Genomic DNA, 15512 nt, shown 5'->3' with positions numbered 1-15512 from the left:
CACAGCAAGTGGGTGCGGCTGCGCGGTGGCGCGGTGGCCAGCCTGCGCACCTGCATGAGCGGCGAGCTGTTCGCGCTGCTGCGCGAACGTGGCACCTTGTCCGGCGCAATGAAGACCACGCCGGCCGATGCCGAGCCGGACCGGGTGGCATTCGGGCGCGGTGTGGCCGATGCAGCCGAGGGCGTGCTGAGCCACACCTTGTTCGGTGCGCGGGCGCGGGTGGTGACCGGCGCGATGCCGGCGGAGGAAGCCGCCAGCTACGTCAGCGGCCTGCTGATCGGCAGCGAGTGGCACGAGTACGTACGCCGTGACGCCGACAGGGGTGACGTGGTGCGCGTGATCGGCGAGCCAGCCCTGGCGCGGCTGCACGCGCAGTGCGCCGCGCAACTGGGGCGCAAGGTCGAGTTGCTGGACGCGCGGGCGGTGCAACTGGCCGCGTGGCAGGCCCTGCGCACATCGATGGAGATCCGCTGATGACAACCGATGCTTCGACCAGCTGGCCACCCCGGCCGCCGCTGGTCGCCATTCTTCGTGGCTTGACGTTGGTCGACGCGACCGATGTCGGCAGGGTCTTGCTGGACGCAGGCTTTCAGGCGCTGGAGGTGCCGCTGAACCGTGACGGCGCGCTGGAGAGCATCGCGCAGCTGGTGAAGCTGGTACCCGCCGGCATGGCCGTCGGTGCTGGCACCGTCACCCACGCCGCGCAGGTCGACGCGGTGGCTGCGACCGGCGCGAGCCTGATCGTCTCGCCGCACTTCGACCCGGCGGTCGTGGCTCGCACGCGTGAACTGGGCCTGCGCAGCGTGCCCGGTGTGTTCACAGCCAGCGAGGCATTTGCAGCGCTGCGCGCGGGCGCCGACGCGCTGAAGATCTTCCCGGCAGAGGCGATGCCGCCGACGGGCCTGCAGGCACTGGCCAGCGTATTGCCAGCCGGCACCGCGCTGTGGCCAGTGGGTGGCATCACGCCCGAGAGCATGGCGAACTGGTGCCGCCATGGCGCCACCGGCTTCGGCATCGGCGGTGCGCTGTACAAGCCGGGTGTGCCACTCATCGAACTGCGCACGCGAGCCGAAGCCTTCGTCGCCGCCTCCAACCGTTCGCCCTGAGCTTGTCGAAGGGGCGGACCACTGGTGGCTGCGCATCGACTGGAGCACCATCCTTCGACAAGCTCAGGATGGACCCTTCGACATGCTCAGGGCGAACGGTTGGGGGTACGGGGTCGAGAAGCTCAGTAGGTTTCCAGGTGCAGCCGGCCCTGCTGCTTCAGCGCAGCAGCGGTCTGCTCCCAGTTCAGGCCAGCTTGCTGCGCCACATCGCGCAGTGTCATCACCACGCCGTCTTCCATCGCCTTCAGCCCGCAGACGTAGAAGTACGCGTTCGGGTCTGACAGCAGCGGTGCCAGGTCGGCCGCGCGCTCCCGCATCAGGTCCTGCACATAACGTTTCGGCTGACCGGCCGTGCGGCTGAAGGCCAGGTTGATGTCGATGAAGTCTTTCGGCAGGTTCTGCAGCGGGCCGAAGTAGGGCAGTTCTTCCTGGCTGCGGGCGCCGAAGAACAGCATCAGCTTGCCGCTTTCGAACTTGCCGGACTGTCTGAGGCGCCTGCGCCATTCGGTCATCGCCCGCATCGGCGCCGAGCCGGTGCCGGTGCAGATCATCACGACGTGGCTCTTCGGGTGGTTCGGCATCAGGAAGCTGGTGCCGAACGGACCGATGACCTGCACCGTGTCGCCGACCTGCAGGTCGCACATGAAGTTCGACGCCACGCCACGCACCGGCCGGCCCTGGTAGTCCTCGAGCACGCGCTTGATCGTCAGCGAGACGTTGTTGTAGCCCGGCCGCTCGCCGTTGCGCGGGCTGGCGATGGAGTACTGGCGTGCGTGGTGCGGCCGGCCTGCCTCGTCGACGCCTGGGGGCATGACACCGATCGACTGGCCTTCGAGCACCGGGAACGGCATCGCGCCGAAATCGAGCACGATGTGGTGCGTGTCGTACTCCTTGCCAACCTGGGTCACGCGCACGTTGCCGGTGACTGTGGCGGTGACGGTCTTCTCCGTCGCCTTCGGCCCGTAGAGGTTGGTGTAGGCATGCGCAGCAGACCAAGGCGGCAGCGTTGCACCATGCTGCGCGGCGTTGAAGGCCGGTGCGTCGGTGCTGCTGTGCTGCGCGGCGCTGGCCGCCGTGGGCTCGGCGACCGGGGCCGCAGTTTCTGCGGGCGCATCGCCCCCGACCAACTCGGCCAACTGGTCACGGCTCATCTCCGCCGGCAACGAGTCCCAGCTGAACTGCTCTTCGACGCTGTACGCCTTGACCTTGGGCATCCGACGGTAGTTGTCGATGCTGCCGGTCGGGCAGGGCGAGATGCAGTCATTGCACCAGTTGCACTTGCTGACGTCGACCACGTAGTTGCGCGCGTCGTGCGTGATCGCACCCGTCGGGCACATCGTCTCGCAGGTGTTGCAGCGGATGCAGATCTCGGGGTCGATCAAATGCTGCTTGATCAGGATGAGTTCGGTTGGCGCATTCATGGCGGTCCCCTTCGCTCACCAGTTCCCGTTCGCCCTGAGCCTGTCGAAGGGCCTTGATGCGCCACGCTTGCCTTCGACAAGCTCAGGCTGAACGGGGAGGTTTGCCAAGTTTGAAGGGAGGGGGTTGGCAGCACAGACGGTTCAATTGAAGCGGATGTATTCGAAATCCACCGGCTGGCGGTTGATGCCCATCACCGGCGGGGCGATCCAGTTGGCAAATTTGCCCGGCTCGACCACGCGGCCCATCAGCCCGGCGACGAAGGCGCGGTCGCCCGGCGTTGGCAGCCAGTGGTCGACGCTGGCGGCCCATTCTGCTGCGTTCAGCACACGGCCGTCGGGTGACACCTTGATGCCGGCCAGCGCGCCGATGTTGCGGTGGAACGCCTTGTGTGGCGTCTTCAGGCGGAACGGGATGCCGGCCTTCTCGATCACCTTGTTCCAGCGTTCGACACCGGCGACCGAGTCCTTGATGAAGTCGTCGCGCAGCACCTCGTTCAGCGCGTTGAGCATCGGCACGTCCCGCTCGATCAGCGCACCGTCCTTGGCCTGCAGCACGCGGTAGGTTTGGCCCTTCAGCAGGTGGTCGTCCTGGCGCTTGCCCTCTTCGTAGCGGCCCTTCAGGCCGGTCGAATAGAAGGTCGCGGCGTTGCTGGATTCGTCGGCACCGAACAGGTCGATCGTGACCGAGAAGTGGAAGTTCAGGTAACGCTGCAGGGTTGGCAGGTCGATCACGCCGGCTTCACGCAAGCGCTTCGGGTCGTCGGTCTTCAGCTCGTTCATCACCTGGCAGGTGCGTTGGATCACACGCGACACGCCGGACTCGCCGACGAACATGTGGTGCGCTTCCTCGGTCAGCATGAACTTGGTCGTGCGGGCCAGCGGGTCGAACGAGCTTTCGGCCAACGCGCAGAGCTGGAACTTGCCGTCGCGGTCGGTGAAGTAGGTGAACATGAAGAACGCCAGCCAGTCGGGCGTCTGCTCGTTGAAGGCCTGCAGGATGCGCGGATTGTCCTGCTGGCCGCTGCGGCGTTCGAGCAGCGCTTCGCCTTCTTCGCGACCGTCGCGGCCGAAGTACTTGTGCAGCAGGTAGACCATCGCCCACAGGTGGCGGCCTTCTTCGACGTTGACCTGGAACAGGTTGCGCAGGTCGTACATGCTGGGCGCCGTCAACCCCAGGTGGCGTTGCTGCTCGACAGACGCTGGCTCCGTGTCGCCCTGCGTGACGATGATGCGGCGCAGGTTGGCGCGGTATTCGCCGGGGATGTCTTGCCAGGCGTCTTCGCCCTTGTGGTCACCGAAGTGGATCTTGCGGTCTTTCTCGGCCGGGTTCAGGAAGATGCCCCAGCGGTAGTCCGGCATCTTCACGTGGCCGAACTGGGCCCAGCCTTGCGGGTCGACGCTGGTCGCGGTGCGCAAGTAGACGTCGAAGTTCTGCGAGCCGTCCGGGCCCATGTCGTCCCACCAACTCAGAAAGTTAGGCTGCCATTGCTCGAGCGCGCGTTTGAGCGTGCGGTCGTCGGCCAGGTTGACGTTGTTGGGGATCTTTTCGCTGTAGTCGATGGTGCTCATGGCTTGTGTCCTTAAACGCGATGCCAGTCGAACTGGGCCTTGTCGCCTTTGCCGTAGACCTTCAGTGCACCCTTTTCGCCGACGGCGTTGGGGCGTTGGAAGATCCAGTTCTGCCAAGCGGTCAGGCGGCCGAAGACGCGGGTGAACATGTTCTCGGGGCCGTTGAAGCGCAGGTTGGCTTCCATCCCGGTCAGTGCATCCGGGCTCATCGAGACGCGCTCTTCGATCGCGATGCGCGTTTCGTCGGCCCAGTCGATGTCGTCGGGGTTGCTGGTGACCAGGCCCAGCGCAAAGGCGGCGTCGGCGTCGAGCGGCTCGTTCAGCTTCGCGCGGATCGCGGCGAGTGGGTCTTCTTCGCCGTAGAAGCGGCGCTGCAGACGGCTCTGGCTGGTGGCCATGGGGTACAGGCCGAAATTGGTTTCGCCCACCGCGATCTTCGGCGCTTGCGCTTCGTCGTCCGGCAGCGCCAGGTGGTAGCTGCGATCACAGGCCAGCGCGAGTTCGAGCAGGCTGCCGACGAAGCAMGAGCCGGGCTCGATCAGCGCGAACAAGCTGCGTGRCGACACATCGAGCCGGCTGAATGTGCGGCGCAGGTGGCCGATGGTTTCGCGCACCAGCCAGTGGGTGGCGTGCGCTTGCAGGGTGGCGTCCATCGCCAGCACCGCCGCCGCGTCGCCTTGGGTCTTGATGAGCCAGGTGCCGATCTCGGGCTCGTTGGTACGCATCTCGAGGATCGCGTCTTCGAGCTGGCGGGCCAGTGCGAGGGGGTACCAATTCGCGCCTGCGGCTTCGATCGCTGCAATGTCGGTCGGCTGCGCGCCCTGCGGGCCCTTCACCGTGAAGCTGGCCGTGCGCTGCGCGCGGTTGATCTCGACCGTGACATACGGATAGCGCAGCGCATCGGCCTCGATCGTGCGCTCCAGCGGCGTCAGCGCCACACCCTTGGCGTTGGCCGGGCGATCGCTCGTCGCAGCCAGCTGCAGCGCACGTTCCTGCACCTTGGCCGCGAACTGCGCCGGCTTGGCGATCTCGTCGACCAGGCGCCAGGCTTTGGCCTTCTGGCCACGCACGCCCTCGGTGGTGGTGCAGAAGATGTCGGCCAGGTCGTGGCGTACCTTGCGCTTGTCGGTCACGCGCGTCAGCCCGCCGGTGCCAGGCAACACGCCCAGCAGAGGCACCTCGGGCAGGCTGACTGCGCTGGAGCGGTCGTCGACCAGGATGATCTCGTCGCAGGCCAGTGCCAGCTCGTAGCCACCACCGGCGCAGGCGCCGTTGACGGCAGCCAGGAACTTCAGCCCCGAGTGCTGCGACGAGTCTTCAAAGCCGTTGCGCGTCTCGTTGGTGAACTTGCAGAAGTTCACCTTCCACGCGTGGCTGCTCACCCCGAGCATGAAGATGTTGGCGCCCGAGCAGAACACCTTGTCCTTCGCGCTGGTGACGACGACGGTGCGCACCTCGGGGTGCTCGAAGCGGATGCGGTTGACCGCATCGTTCAGCTCGATGTCGACGCCCAGGTCGTAGCTGTTCAGCTTGAGCTTGTAGCCGGGCCGCAGGCCGGCGTTCTCGTCGATGTCGCAGGCCAGCGTGGCGACCGGGCCCTCGAAGCTCAGGCGCCAATGGCGGTAGCGCGACGGGTCGGTCTGGTAGTCGACGCGATCGGAGGTGCTCATGGTCGATCTCCTTGATGGCGTGACAAGGGATGTCACGCAGTACAGGAATCATAGTGCATCAATCAAAATGCACGCAAGCATTTTAATGCATTATTTTGCTTGTGGTGCTCACAACGGCAGTTTCAGGGCTTGGCGCACCAGCCCGCGCAGTGCCACGAAGGTGGGCTCCAGCGGCTGGGCACTGGTGTCGAGCTTGAGTTCGGCTTTGGAATAGAAGGCAGCGCGGCCGGCCAGGATGCGCTTCAGGTCGTCCATCGCCTCCTTGCTGGCCGCCATCGGTCGCAGGTCGCCCTGGGCGGTGACGCGCTTCATGTGGTCTTCGGCATCGGCCTGTAGCCAGACGGTGGTGCAGTGGGCCAACAGCTGGTTGAAAGTGGCTGCATCGGACACCAGCCCGCCCGGCGTGGCGATCACCGCCTCCGGGTAGATCTGGATCGCTTCTTCCAATGCGCGGCGCTCGTAGCGACGGTAGGCGTTCATGCCGTACAGGGCCTGGATTTCCGAGATGCTGCAGCCAGCGAACTTCTCGATCTCGCGGCTCATCTCGACGAAGGGGAAGCCCAGGTCGTCCGCCAGCATCTGGCCCAGCGTCGACTTGCCGGCACCACGCAGGCCGACCAGCGCGATGCGCGAGCTGCGCAGCGTGCCGCCCTGGCCGTGCGCGCCGCCCGTGCCCAGCAGTTCTCCGATGGCCACACGCACGCGGTGCAGGCTGGCCTCGTCGCGGTGCTCCAGCAGCTCACGGATCATCAGCCACTCGGGCGAAGAGGTGGTCACATCACCGATCAGCTCGGCCAATGAACATTGCAGCGCGCCTGCCACCTGGAGCAACACCAGGATCGACGCGTTGCCTGTGCCGTACTCGAGGTTGGCCAGATGGCGCTCGGAAACATCGGCGGCCAGCGCCACGGCCTTGCGCGTCATGCCACGGCGCGAGCGCAGCGAGCGCACGCGCTCACCTAAGGCGACGAGAAATGGGTTCTTGTCGTCGCTGGTGTTGGCTTCGGCGCTGGCGGCCAAGCTGCCGCCTTCCAGATCGTCTTCCGGCTCCCGGGGATGCAATATAGTGCTTGACATGGCAAATTGTCGGATCTAGAGTTCCTGCAAGCACAATAGTTCATCCTCCCTTGCTTCGCAAGGCCATGAGCGCAAGGACACGCAAGGAGACTGCCCATGTCGCCAACCTCCGTCGAGGCCTCCGGGCCGCGCTTCAACTTTGCCCAGCACCTGATCGAGCGCAACGCGGGCCGCGGCGCGAAGCTGGCCTATGTCGACGATGTGGGCGGCCTCAGCTACGCCGCATTGGCCGAGCGCATTCAGCGCCTGGCAGCTGGCTTGGCGTCGCTGGGTGTGCGGCGCGAAGAGCGCGTGCTGCTGCTGATGCACGACTGCATCGATTGGCCGGTGAGTTTTCTTGGTGCGCTGTACGCGGGCATCGTGCCGGTGGCGGTCAACACGCTGCTCACCGTCGACGACTACGCCTACATGCTGCAGCACAGTCGCGCGCAGGTGGCGCTGGTCTCGGCGGCGTTGTTGCCGACGCTGCAAGCGGCGATGGACAAGGCGACGGGTGAGGGCGGCCATGAAGTTCGGGCGGTGATCGTTTCGCGCACCACGGCTGAGTTACCGACTGGCTGCCAGGCTTTCGACACCTTGCTCGAAGCCCACGCGCCGTTTGCCGCACCAGCCGCTACCGGCCCCGACGATCCTGGCTTCTGGCTCTACTCGTCTGGCTCGACTGGCCGACCGAAAGGCACGCTGCATACGCAGGCCAACCTGTACTGGACGGCCGAGCTGTATGGCACGCCAGTGTTGGGCCTGACCGAGCGCGACGTCTGCTTCTCAGCCGCCAAGCTGTTCTTCGCCTACGGATTGGGCAACGCGCTGAGCTTCCCGTTGAGCGTGGGCGCGACGACGGTGCTGATGGCCGAGCGGCCGACGCCTGATGCGACGTTCAAGCGCTGGATCCGCGACACGCACCGTCCAACGGTGTTCTTCGGCGCCCCGACCGGCTATGCCGGCATGCTGGCGTCGCCACACCTGCCGCCGCGAGAGGCGGTCGCGCTACGCCTGTGCTCATCTGCCGGCGAGGCGCTGCCGGCCGATATCGGCGAGCGCTTCACTGCGCACTTCGGCTGCGAGATCGTCGACGGCATCGGCTCGACCGAGATGCTGCACATCTATCTCAGCAACCGGCCCGGCCAAGTGCGCTATGGCACCACGGGTTGGCCGGTGCCGGGCTACGAGATCGAACTGCGCGGCGACGACGGTCACGCAGTGCCTGACGGCGACACAGGCGACCTGTATGTGCGCGGCCCGAGTGCAGCGCTGATGTACTGGGGCAACCGCGAGAAGTCGCGCGACACCTTCCAGGGCGGCTGGACCAAGAGCGGCGACAAGTACGTCAAGAACCCCGACGGCACCTACACCTACGCCGGCCGCAGCGACGACATGCTGAAGGTCAGCGGCATCTATGTCTCGCCATTCGAAGTGGAGTCGACCCTGGTGCAGCACCCGGCCGTGCTCGAAGCCGCGGTGATCGGCGTGCCGGATGCCGACGGGTTGATGCGCACCAAGGCCTTCGTCGTGCTGAAGCCGGGCCAGCAGGTCGACGAGGACGCGCTGAAAACCTTCGTCAAGGATCGGCTCGCGCCCTACAAGTACCCACGTCAGATCGAGTTCATCACCGAGCTGCCGAAGACGGCGACAGGCAAGATCCAGCGCTTCCGGCTGCGCGAACGCGAGGCCGGCGTGTGACCGTCGAGTTCGTCGACATCGACTGGCAAGGTCGGCGCGTCACGATCGAGCACCAATGGCTGGGCCGTGAGCGTCGCGGCCAGCCGCTGATGGTCTTTCTCCATGAAGGCCTGGGCTCGGTGGCGATGTGGCGCGACTTCCCTTCGAAACTGGTCGACGCGCTCGGCTGGCGTGGCCTCGTCTACTCGCGCCCTGGCTACGGCCGCTCGACGCCGCGCGCGGYCGAGGAGACCTGGGGTCCGGACTTCATGCACCACCAGGCCGAGCAGGTGCTGCCGACACTGCTGCGCGCGCTGGACATCGACACCGAGCACGCACGGCCCTGGCTCTTCGGCCACAGCGATGGCGGCTCGATCGCGCTGCTGCATGCCGCAGCCTTCCCGACGCGCGTCTCGGGGCTGGTCGTGCTGGCACCGCACATCCTGGTCGAGGAAGTCGCGATCGAGAACATCGCCAAGGCGCGCGAGGCCTACCTCGCAGGCAGCTTGCGCGCCGGCCTGGCCAAGCATCACGAGGACCCCGACTCGGCCTTCTGGGGCTGGAACGATATCTGGCTGAATCCGGCGTTCCGCGACTGGACCATCGAGCGAGAACTCGCCACCATCACCTGCCCGCTGCTTGCAGTGCAAGGGTTGGACGACGAGTACGGCACGCTGAAGCAGATCCACGGCATCGCCGAACGCGTGCCCCAAGCCAAGCTGCTGGAGCTGGCCGACTGCGGTCACTCACCGCACCGCGACCAGCCCGAGCGGGTGATCGCGGCGACGGCGGACTTCATTCAAAGTCAGCGCTAGGCGCCTGCAAACGCGAAGTCGACCTCGGGCTTCAAGCCACTTGCGATGCGCGCAATGCTCTTGCCCGAGCCGCAGGCGTGCGTCCAGCCCAGCGTGCCGTGGCCGGTGTTGAGGAACAGGTTGGCCAGCTTCGAACGGCCGATGATCGGCACGTTGCTCGGGGTGGCCGGGCGCAGGCCGGTCCAGAACTGCGCGCGCTCACTGTCCCCAGCACCGGGGAAGAGTTCCTCGACACGACGCACGATGGCTTCGCAGCGCACGCGGTTCAGGTCGCGGTCGTAGCCGTTCAGCTCGGCTGTGCCGGCGATGCGCAGCCGGTCACCCAGGCGCGAGAAGACCAGCTTGTACTCGTCGTCGGTCAGCGAGACCTGATGCGCCTTGCGTGCATCCTTCACCGGCATCGTCACCGAGTAGCCCTTGGCCGGATAGATCGGCAGCGTGATGCCGAGCGGCTTGGCGAGCAGCGGGCTCACCGACCCCATCGCCAGCACGTAGGCATCGCCGCGCAGGCGATGGTAGCCACCTAGGGCATCGGTGGCTTCGACGTGGTCGATGCGGCCGCCGGCTCCGCGCAGCGCGGTCACCGTGTGGCTCATCAGGAAGCGCACACCCGCGGCTTCGCAGCGGCGCGCCAGTTCGTGCACGAAGCGGTTCGCGTCGCCAGATTCGTCGGCGGGGGTGTAGGTGGCGCCGGCCAGCTGCGGCCGGATGTGCGCCAGCGCCGGCTCGATGCGCACCGCCTCGTCGGCCGAGACCACGCGCCGATCGCAGCCCAGCTCGCGCATCTGCGCAGTCGGCCCTTCAGCGGCTTCGAATTCCTGCTGGCTGGTGTAGAAGTGCAGGATGCCTTGTGTGCGCTGGTCGTATTCGAGACCGATGTCGCGCCGCAGTTGCTGCAGCGTGTCGCGGCTGTAGGTGCCCAACCGCACGATCTGCTCGATGTTGTGGCGGGTCCGGCCGGGGGTGCACTCGCGCAGGAAGCGAAACACCCAGGCCCATTGCCTCGCGTCGGCGCGCAGGCGAAACAGCAGCGGGGCATCTTCTTTCGCCAGCCACTTCAGCACCTTCAGCGGTGCGCTCGGGTTGGCCCAGGGTTCGGCATGGCTGACCGAGATCTGGCCGCCATTGGCGAAGCTGGTTTCGGCGGCAGGGGCGGCCTGCCGGTCGACGATCGTGACCTCGTGTCCGAGTTGGCGAAGGAAATAGGCGGAAGTGACGCCGAGCAGGCCGGCGCCGAGAACGACCACGTGCATGGTTTCTCCAGAAAGAGAGCGGCACGAAGCGCGATGAATGAGTGCTTCGTGCCTGCCGCTCCCCCTGTCCCCGGTACCTGAGAGATTCGGCCGCCGCGTGACTTCCGCGAGGCCTTGCTCCTTCGGTGCGCTGGTCCTGAACGTGAACGTTAGGCCAGCGGCTCTCCAGACGGCGATTGATCAGTGCAGTACGGAACCTGAGCGTGCATGGGAGTTTGCGCCTTCGGTGGCTGGGCTGACGTGCGTCGAAACCCAGCGCTCTCCTGCAGGACCGATTGTAGAGGACCTGCCCTAGGCGCGAGGCCGTGAACTAATCACGGTGAAGTGAGCGCTCCGGGCGAATTCGCTCCGGGTTTCCCCGTGACGCCCTCGAATGTCATGAGGATCGTTGAAGCTTTTGTAGTGGGCAAGCCCAGGGCTCGCGTGGACACTGCGGCCTCGGATTCAAGTCCTTACGTTTTTTGCTTGATCGACCTGTCCTTTCCTGGAGTTGTAAAGATGACCAAGACGAGCTTCCCGGTGTCCCGCCTGTGTATTGGCCTGGGCCTGGCCTTTGCGATGATGGGCGCCGCCCAAGCCGCTGACACCACCCGTGTGGTTGTGACCTTCAAGTCCGGCAGCCAGGCTGCCAAGCTGGCCCGTGCTGCCGTCGCGCAGCTGGGTGGCAAGATCAAGCTCGAGATCGACGGCGAGAACGTCGCGGTCGAGCTGCCGAAGGCCGCCGCGATGGCGCTGGCCAAGCACACGGCGATCGCTCGCGTCGAGCAAGATGCTCCGCGTTACCCGCTGTCGCTGACCCAGCCGTCCGACGGCAAGCCCTACAAGCTCGGCCAGCTGGTGCCCTACGGCATCGCGCTGACCCAAGCCGACCTGCTGAAGGACACCAACGCCGGCAACCGCAAGATCTGCATCATCGACTCGGGCTATGACGCCGCCCAGGAAGACCTGCAGCACAACGCCAACGTGACCGGCGAAGACGACATCGGCGGCGCTGGCCAGTGGAACCACGACGGCACGCACCACGGCACGCACGTGGCCGGCACGATCTCGGCGATCAACAACCTGAACAAGGGCGTGGTCGGCGTGCTGCCGAACTCGAAGATCAAGCTGCACATCATCAAGGTCTTCGGCGATGACGGCGTCTGGGCCTATTCGTCGACCCTGGCCGCTGCCGCCAAGAAGTGCCAGGCTGCTGGCGCCAACGTGATCAGCATGTCGCTGGGCGGCCCGATCCCGAACACGGCCGAGAAGAACACCTTCACGGCACTGCAGACCGCCGGCATCCTGTCGATCGCCGCGGCTGGCAACGGTGGCAACACCCAGACCTCGTACCCCGCCGGTTATGTACCGGTGATGTCGGTCGCCGCGGTGGATGAGCACTCGGCCTGGGCCAGCTTCTCGCAGCGCAACGCAGACGTCGAAATCTCCGGCCCGGGCGTCGGCGTGCTGTCGACCGTGCCGATGGGCACCGGCTCGGCGCCGTCGCTCGAAGTGGGTGGCACCGACTACGCGCCGGGCGCGATGGACGGCTCGCCGCAAGGCAGCGCCACCGCCGCGCTGGCCGACTTCGGCCTGGGCGACGCGGTTGACACCTCGGTGTCGGGCAAGGTCTGCTTGATCCAGCGCGGCAACATCGCGTTCTCGGACAAGGTCCTGAACTGCCAGAACTCCGGTGGCATTGGCGCGGTGGTCTACAACAACGTGGCTGGCGGCTTCGCCGGCACGCTGGGTGGCGTGGCCACCACCATCCCGTCGGTGACCGCTTCGGACACCGAAGGCACCGCGATGAAGGCCCAGCTGGGCCAGTCGGCCACCGTGGCCGTGCAAGCCACGAACTACGCCTACTTCGACGGCACCTCGATGGCCACCCCGCACGTCGCGGCTGTCGCCGCACTGGTGTGGAGCTTCTTCCCGACCTGCACCGGCGAGCAGATCCGCCAGTCGCTGAACAAGTCCGCCAAGGACCTGGACGTGGCCGGCCGCGATGCCAAGACCGGCTACGGCCTGGTCCAGGCCAAGGCCGCGAAGGCCCGCATCACCAGCCTGGGTTGCGGCAACTGATCAGGGCTTCGGCACTGAACGACAACGGGGCCTTCGGGCCCCGTTTTCATTTCGTCGGGGCAAATGGGACAAGCTGCTGACCGCCGCCTACGGCGTCAACGACGCGGGCCAGATCGTCGGCACGGGCCGGTTCAACGGCATACAGCGCGTCTACCTGGCTACAGCCGTCACCGCACCTTGAGGCATCGCGTAGCGCGGGCGACCACGCTTTCACTTCAACGGGGCTGCCGGCCACCAGCCGCGCTTCAGTCCACCTCGACGTCGTTCGCCGGCTGGTCGAACAGGCGCAGGCCGATGACCAGCAGAACCGTGGCTGGCAGCATCGCCAGTGGGTGTACGACGCCGGCCACCGCCGGCAGCACCATCAGGAACAGCCGCAGGCCCCAGCTGTACATCAGCCCGGCGCGGCGCACGTGGGTGGCCGCAGCGCTGTTCAACTCGGCGCGCTCGGGCCGATCGACCGGGATCGACATGATGAAGCTCGCATGGCTGTAGTGCCGTGTCGACAAGGCCGAGCAGACATACGACGCGAACAGCAGGCCGACCAGCATCGTCTGCAGCAAGGTGTGCAGGGTGTTCTCGACCGACCAGCGTGACAGGTTCGCAGCCAGCGACGCGCCGGTCATGCTGAGGGCGCCCATCACCGCCAACGCTGCCGTCGAGGCCGAGATCGACGCGGCCATCAGCGAGTTGCGCAGCGCCTGCACGGCCACGATCTCGTAGCCCGGCTTGTCGCCCAGCGACACCACCCAGTGCATGCGCAGCTTGGCGTTGGCATAACGGGCCAGTCGCTCTGGCTGGCGCTGGCCGATGTGGTGCACCCGCCATTCGTAGGCCACCAGCAGCAGGATGCTGAGGTTGAAGCTGAGCCAGGGGGCGAGGTCGGCGTTCACGGCGAAGGACTGGGTTCACGCCAATCATAGGCGCGCCGCCGCGCCTGGCGCATATCGACATGCGTCCAGCGCTTGATCGACTGTTCACGCCCCTGTCATCGTGGCTTGGAAGCATCGGCCCTTTGGTCTTTCTGCAAGGCTTTCCGATGTTCCGCACCTTCCCTTTCGCTCGAACCGCGCTGGCCGCCGCGCTTGCTGTCACCGCTTCGATCCCCGCCCACGCCGCCGGCACGCTGGCCGGCTTTGCCTCGATGCCCGCCGACACCTTCGCGCCCGGCCCGACCTCGGGCCAGTTCGCCAGCAGCGCCAATGGCCGCACGCTGCCGCTGGTCGACAAACAGCCGGTGCAGGGCTTCTCTGCCGTGCTGCCCGGCCCAATGGCCGGCACCTTCCAGGTCATGCCGGACAACGGCTTTGGCGCGAAGACCAACTCCGCCGACACGCTGCTGCGCCTGTACACCGTCCATCCCGATTTCCGCAGCTGGAACGGCAAGGGCCTCTCCGGCAGCGGCACTGTGCTGCCGATCGACCGTGACACCGGAGACAAGCTCGCCGCCTTCGACAAGCGCAGCTACATCACGCTGAACGACAGCGATCACCACCTCGGTTTCCCGATCGTGGCCGAGGGTGCGTTCTACCCCTACGCCGGCAGCGGCCCGGGCAGCGCCGACATCCCGGTCGATGACGCGATCACCAAGCGTCGCCTGCTGACCGGCGCCGACTTCGACATCGAGTCGGTGCGCGTCGACCGCAAGGGCCACCTGTGGTTCGGCGACGAACTCGGCCCCTTCCTCGTGCAGACCAATGCCAAGGGCAAGGTGCTGCGCGCCGAGGTGGCGATGCCAGGCGTGCAGTCACCCGACAACCCGTACCTGAACGGCGGCACGCCGACCCTGGGCCGTTCGCGCGGCTTCGAGGGCATGGCGATCGACGCATCGGGCAAGCACCTGTTCACGCTGCTCGAAGGCACGGTCACTGGCGACCCGGTGGGCAGCCTGCGCATCAACCGCTTCGACATCGCCAGCGCCAGCTACACCGGCCAGCAGTGGCTGTACAAGCTGGCGCCGCAAGGCACCAACATCGGTGACATGACGGCGGTCAACGAGCACCAGTTCCTGGTCATCGAGCGCAACGGCACCGAGACGCCGCGCTTCAAGAAGGTCTACCTGATCGACCTGAACGTGGTCGACGGTGACGGCTTCGTCAGCAAGACCGAGGTGGTCGACCTGATGAACGTGGCCGACCCGCACGACCTGAACCAGGACGGCCAGACGACGTTCACCTTCCCGTTCGTGACGATCGAAGACGTGCTGGTGCTGGACGCGAACACGCTGCTGGTGATCAACGACAACAACTACCCCGGCAGCAGCCGCGACGAGGGCCAGCCGGATCCGACCGAGTTCCTGCGCCTGGCGTTGGACGTTGCACTGCCGATCGACGACGAGGCGCCGCTGCGCTGAGCCGAAGACAAAAGGCCGCGGACAGCAAGCTGCCCGCGGCCTTGTTCTTCATGCGCCGGCCATCGATTCAGGCCGGCGCGCTCACCATCACCGCAGCGATTGCACCGCCGACAGCGCGTCGATCAGGCCCATGCCTTCCATGGTCGATTGGCCATGGTGAAGCACCTGCGAGAAGGTGCCGGTGAACGGGATGTCACCGCCCGGGCCGGCGACCACGCCGCTGATCGTGCCGCCCACCAGCAGGTCGGCCGAGTTGCCGCCACCGCCGGTGGCCACCTCGTCGCGGTCGACGCCGAAATGCACGACCGACTTGCGGCCGAAGCTGCCCGGCGCGAAGTTGACGGTCAGCGTCTTGCTGAACGGCACCACGTCGCTCAGCGCCGAGAAGCTGACATCCGATGCCGTGATGTCCTTCAGCGTGCCCAGCATCACCGGCTGGCCCGGCCCGACGCGCGGGTCGAGCTGGATGCCCGGTGCAGGGGTGCCGACGAACTTGCGCTGGCCATTGGCGGTGGACAGGTCCAGTGT

General features: G+C 66.4%; 13 protein-coding genes and 1 riboswitch. Of the genes, 6 read left to right on the top strand and 7 right to left on the bottom strand.

All coding sequences use genetic code 11. From position 1 onward, the window contains the following. Together AC1DYI_RS12570 and AC1DYI_RS12565 are read left to right on the top strand one after the other, a co-directional pair. Positions 1 to 474: 2-dehydro-3-deoxygalactonokinase (locus tag AC1DYI_RS12570; RefSeq protein ID WP_477204452.1), on the top strand; the 474-nt coding region annotated here is incomplete at its 5' end. Then, a complete protein-coding gene (locus AC1DYI_RS12565; RefSeq protein WP_477204451.1) occupies positions 474 to 1106 on the top strand; it encodes a 2-dehydro-3-deoxy-6-phosphogalactonate aldolase in 633 nt (210 codons plus the stop codon). The genes AC1DYI_RS12570 and AC1DYI_RS12565, both read left to right, overlap by 1 nt. Positions 1107 to 1228: 122 nt before the next feature. Here AC1DYI_RS12565 and boxA read toward each other — a convergent pair whose 3' ends face one another. The 4 genes from boxA to AC1DYI_RS12545 form a co-directional block, all read right to left on the bottom strand. After that, positions 1229 to 2527 carry a benzoyl-CoA 2,3-epoxidase subunit BoxA gene (gene boxA / locus AC1DYI_RS12560; protein WP_477204450.1) on the bottom strand — a complete coding sequence of 433 codons (1299 nt, stop codon included), beginning with the start codon at positions 2525 to 2527 and terminating at the stop codon, positions 1229 to 1231. Positions 2528 to 2668: 141 nt separating this feature from the next. Then, positions 2669 to 4096 (bottom strand): benzoyl-CoA 2,3-epoxidase subunit BoxB, encoded by a 1428-nt coding sequence (boxB, locus tag AC1DYI_RS12555; protein WP_477204449.1) that lies wholly within the window; start codon positions 4094 to 4096, stop codon positions 2669 to 2671. 11 nt (positions 4097 to 4107) lie between these two features. Next, positions 4108 to 5766 (bottom strand): 2,3-epoxybenzoyl-CoA dihydrolase, encoded by a 1659-nt coding sequence (gene boxC / locus AC1DYI_RS12550; protein WP_477204448.1) that lies wholly within the window; start codon positions 5764 to 5766, stop codon positions 4108 to 4110. 108 nt (positions 5767 to 5874) lie between these two features. Then, positions 5875 to 6843, bottom strand: coding sequence for a helix-turn-helix transcriptional regulator (locus AC1DYI_RS12545; protein ID WP_477204447.1), 969 nt, complete (start codon positions 6841 to 6843; stop codon positions 5875 to 5877). A gap of 96 nt (positions 6844 to 6939) precedes the next feature. On the opposite strand from AC1DYI_RS12545, the gene AC1DYI_RS12540 reads away from it, so the two are divergent. Together AC1DYI_RS12540 and AC1DYI_RS12535 are read left to right on the top strand one after the other, a co-directional pair. Further along, positions 6940 to 8523 (top strand): benzoate-CoA ligase family protein, encoded by a 1584-nt coding sequence (locus AC1DYI_RS12540; RefSeq protein WP_477204446.1) that lies wholly within the window; start codon positions 6940 to 6942, stop codon positions 8521 to 8523. Beyond that, on the top strand, positions 8520 to 9317 hold the full coding sequence (locus AC1DYI_RS12535; RefSeq protein ID WP_477204445.1) for an alpha/beta fold hydrolase: 798 nt from the start codon (positions 8520 to 8522) through the stop codon (positions 9315 to 9317). Before AC1DYI_RS12540 ends, AC1DYI_RS12535 begins: the two co-directional genes overlap by 4 nt. On the opposite strand, the gene AC1DYI_RS12530 is transcribed toward AC1DYI_RS12535, so the two are convergent. Beyond that, positions 9314 to 10570 carry a D-amino acid dehydrogenase gene (locus tag AC1DYI_RS12530; protein WP_477204444.1) on the bottom strand — a complete coding sequence of 419 codons (1257 nt, stop codon included), beginning with the start codon at positions 10568 to 10570 and terminating at the stop codon, positions 9314 to 9316. The genes AC1DYI_RS12535 and AC1DYI_RS12530 overlap by 4 nt on opposite strands. 54 nt (positions 10571 to 10624) lie before the next feature. Continuing rightward, positions 10625 to 10749, bottom strand: a riboswitch (glycine riboswitch). 319 nt (positions 10750 to 11068) lie between these two features. Here AC1DYI_RS12530 and AC1DYI_RS12525 point away from each other — a divergent pair. After that, positions 11069 to 12631, top strand: coding sequence for a S8 family serine peptidase (locus tag AC1DYI_RS12525; protein WP_477204443.1), 1563 nt, complete (start codon positions 11069 to 11071; stop codon positions 12629 to 12631). 245 nt (positions 12632 to 12876) lie between these two features. On the opposite strand, the gene AC1DYI_RS12520 is transcribed toward AC1DYI_RS12525, so the two are convergent. After that, complete coding sequence (locus tag AC1DYI_RS12520) at positions 12877 to 13524, bottom strand: DUF599 domain-containing protein (RefSeq protein ID WP_477204442.1); 648 nt, start codon at positions 13522 to 13524, stop codon at positions 12877 to 12879. 146 nt (positions 13525 to 13670) lie between these two features. Here AC1DYI_RS12520 and AC1DYI_RS12515 point away from each other — a divergent pair, with 146 nt between their 5' ends. After that, positions 13671 to 14984: an esterase-like activity of phytase family protein gene (locus tag AC1DYI_RS12515; protein ID WP_477204441.1), complete on the top strand. Its 1314-nt coding sequence runs from the start codon at positions 13671 to 13673 to the stop codon at positions 14982 to 14984. Between the two features lie 87 nt (positions 14985 to 15071). On the opposite strand, the gene AC1DYI_RS12510 is transcribed toward AC1DYI_RS12515, so the two are convergent. After that, positions 15072 to 15512 (bottom strand): hypothetical protein (locus tag AC1DYI_RS12510; RefSeq protein ID WP_477204440.1); only part of this gene is annotated, 441 nt, incomplete at its 5' end.

Source organism: Ideonella sp. P3_A4, assembly GCF_056403075.1.
Note: the sequence above shows the minus strand (reverse complement) of the source record. Positions and strands in the feature narration are given on the sequence as shown.

What these genes read in the sequence shown, in the direction of transcription:
- AC1DYI_RS12515 (WP_477204441.1), top strand. Translation starts at nt 13,671, where the DNA reads ATGTTCCGCACCTTCCCTTTCGCTCGAACCGCGCTGGCCGCCGCGCTT.
- AC1DYI_RS12525 (WP_477204443.1), top strand. Translation starts at nt 11,069, where the DNA reads ATGACCAAGACGAGCTTCCCGGTGTCCCGCCTGTGTATTGGCCTGGGC.
- AC1DYI_RS12540 (WP_477204446.1), top strand. Translation starts at nt 6,940, where the DNA reads ATGTCGCCAACCTCCGTCGAGGCCTCCGGGCCGCGCTTCAACTTTGCC.
- AC1DYI_RS12530 (WP_477204444.1), bottom strand. Translation starts at nt 10,570, where the DNA reads ATGCACGTGGTCGTTCTCGGCGCCGGCCTGCTCGGCGTCACTTCCGCC.
- AC1DYI_RS12545 (WP_477204447.1), bottom strand. Translation starts at nt 6,843, where the DNA reads ATGTCAAGCACTATATTGCATCCCCGGGAGCCGGAAGACGATCTGGAA.
- boxB (WP_477204449.1), bottom strand. Translation starts at nt 4,096, where the DNA reads ATGAGCACCATCGACTACAGCGAAAAGATCCCCAACAACGTCAACCTG.
- AC1DYI_RS12565 (WP_477204451.1), top strand. Translation starts at nt 474, where the DNA reads ATGACAACCGATGCTTCGACCAGCTGGCCACCCCGGCCGCCGCTGGTC.
- boxA (WP_477204450.1), bottom strand. Translation starts at nt 2,527, where the DNA reads ATGAATGCGCCAACCGAACTCATCCTGATCAAGCAGCATTTGATCGAC.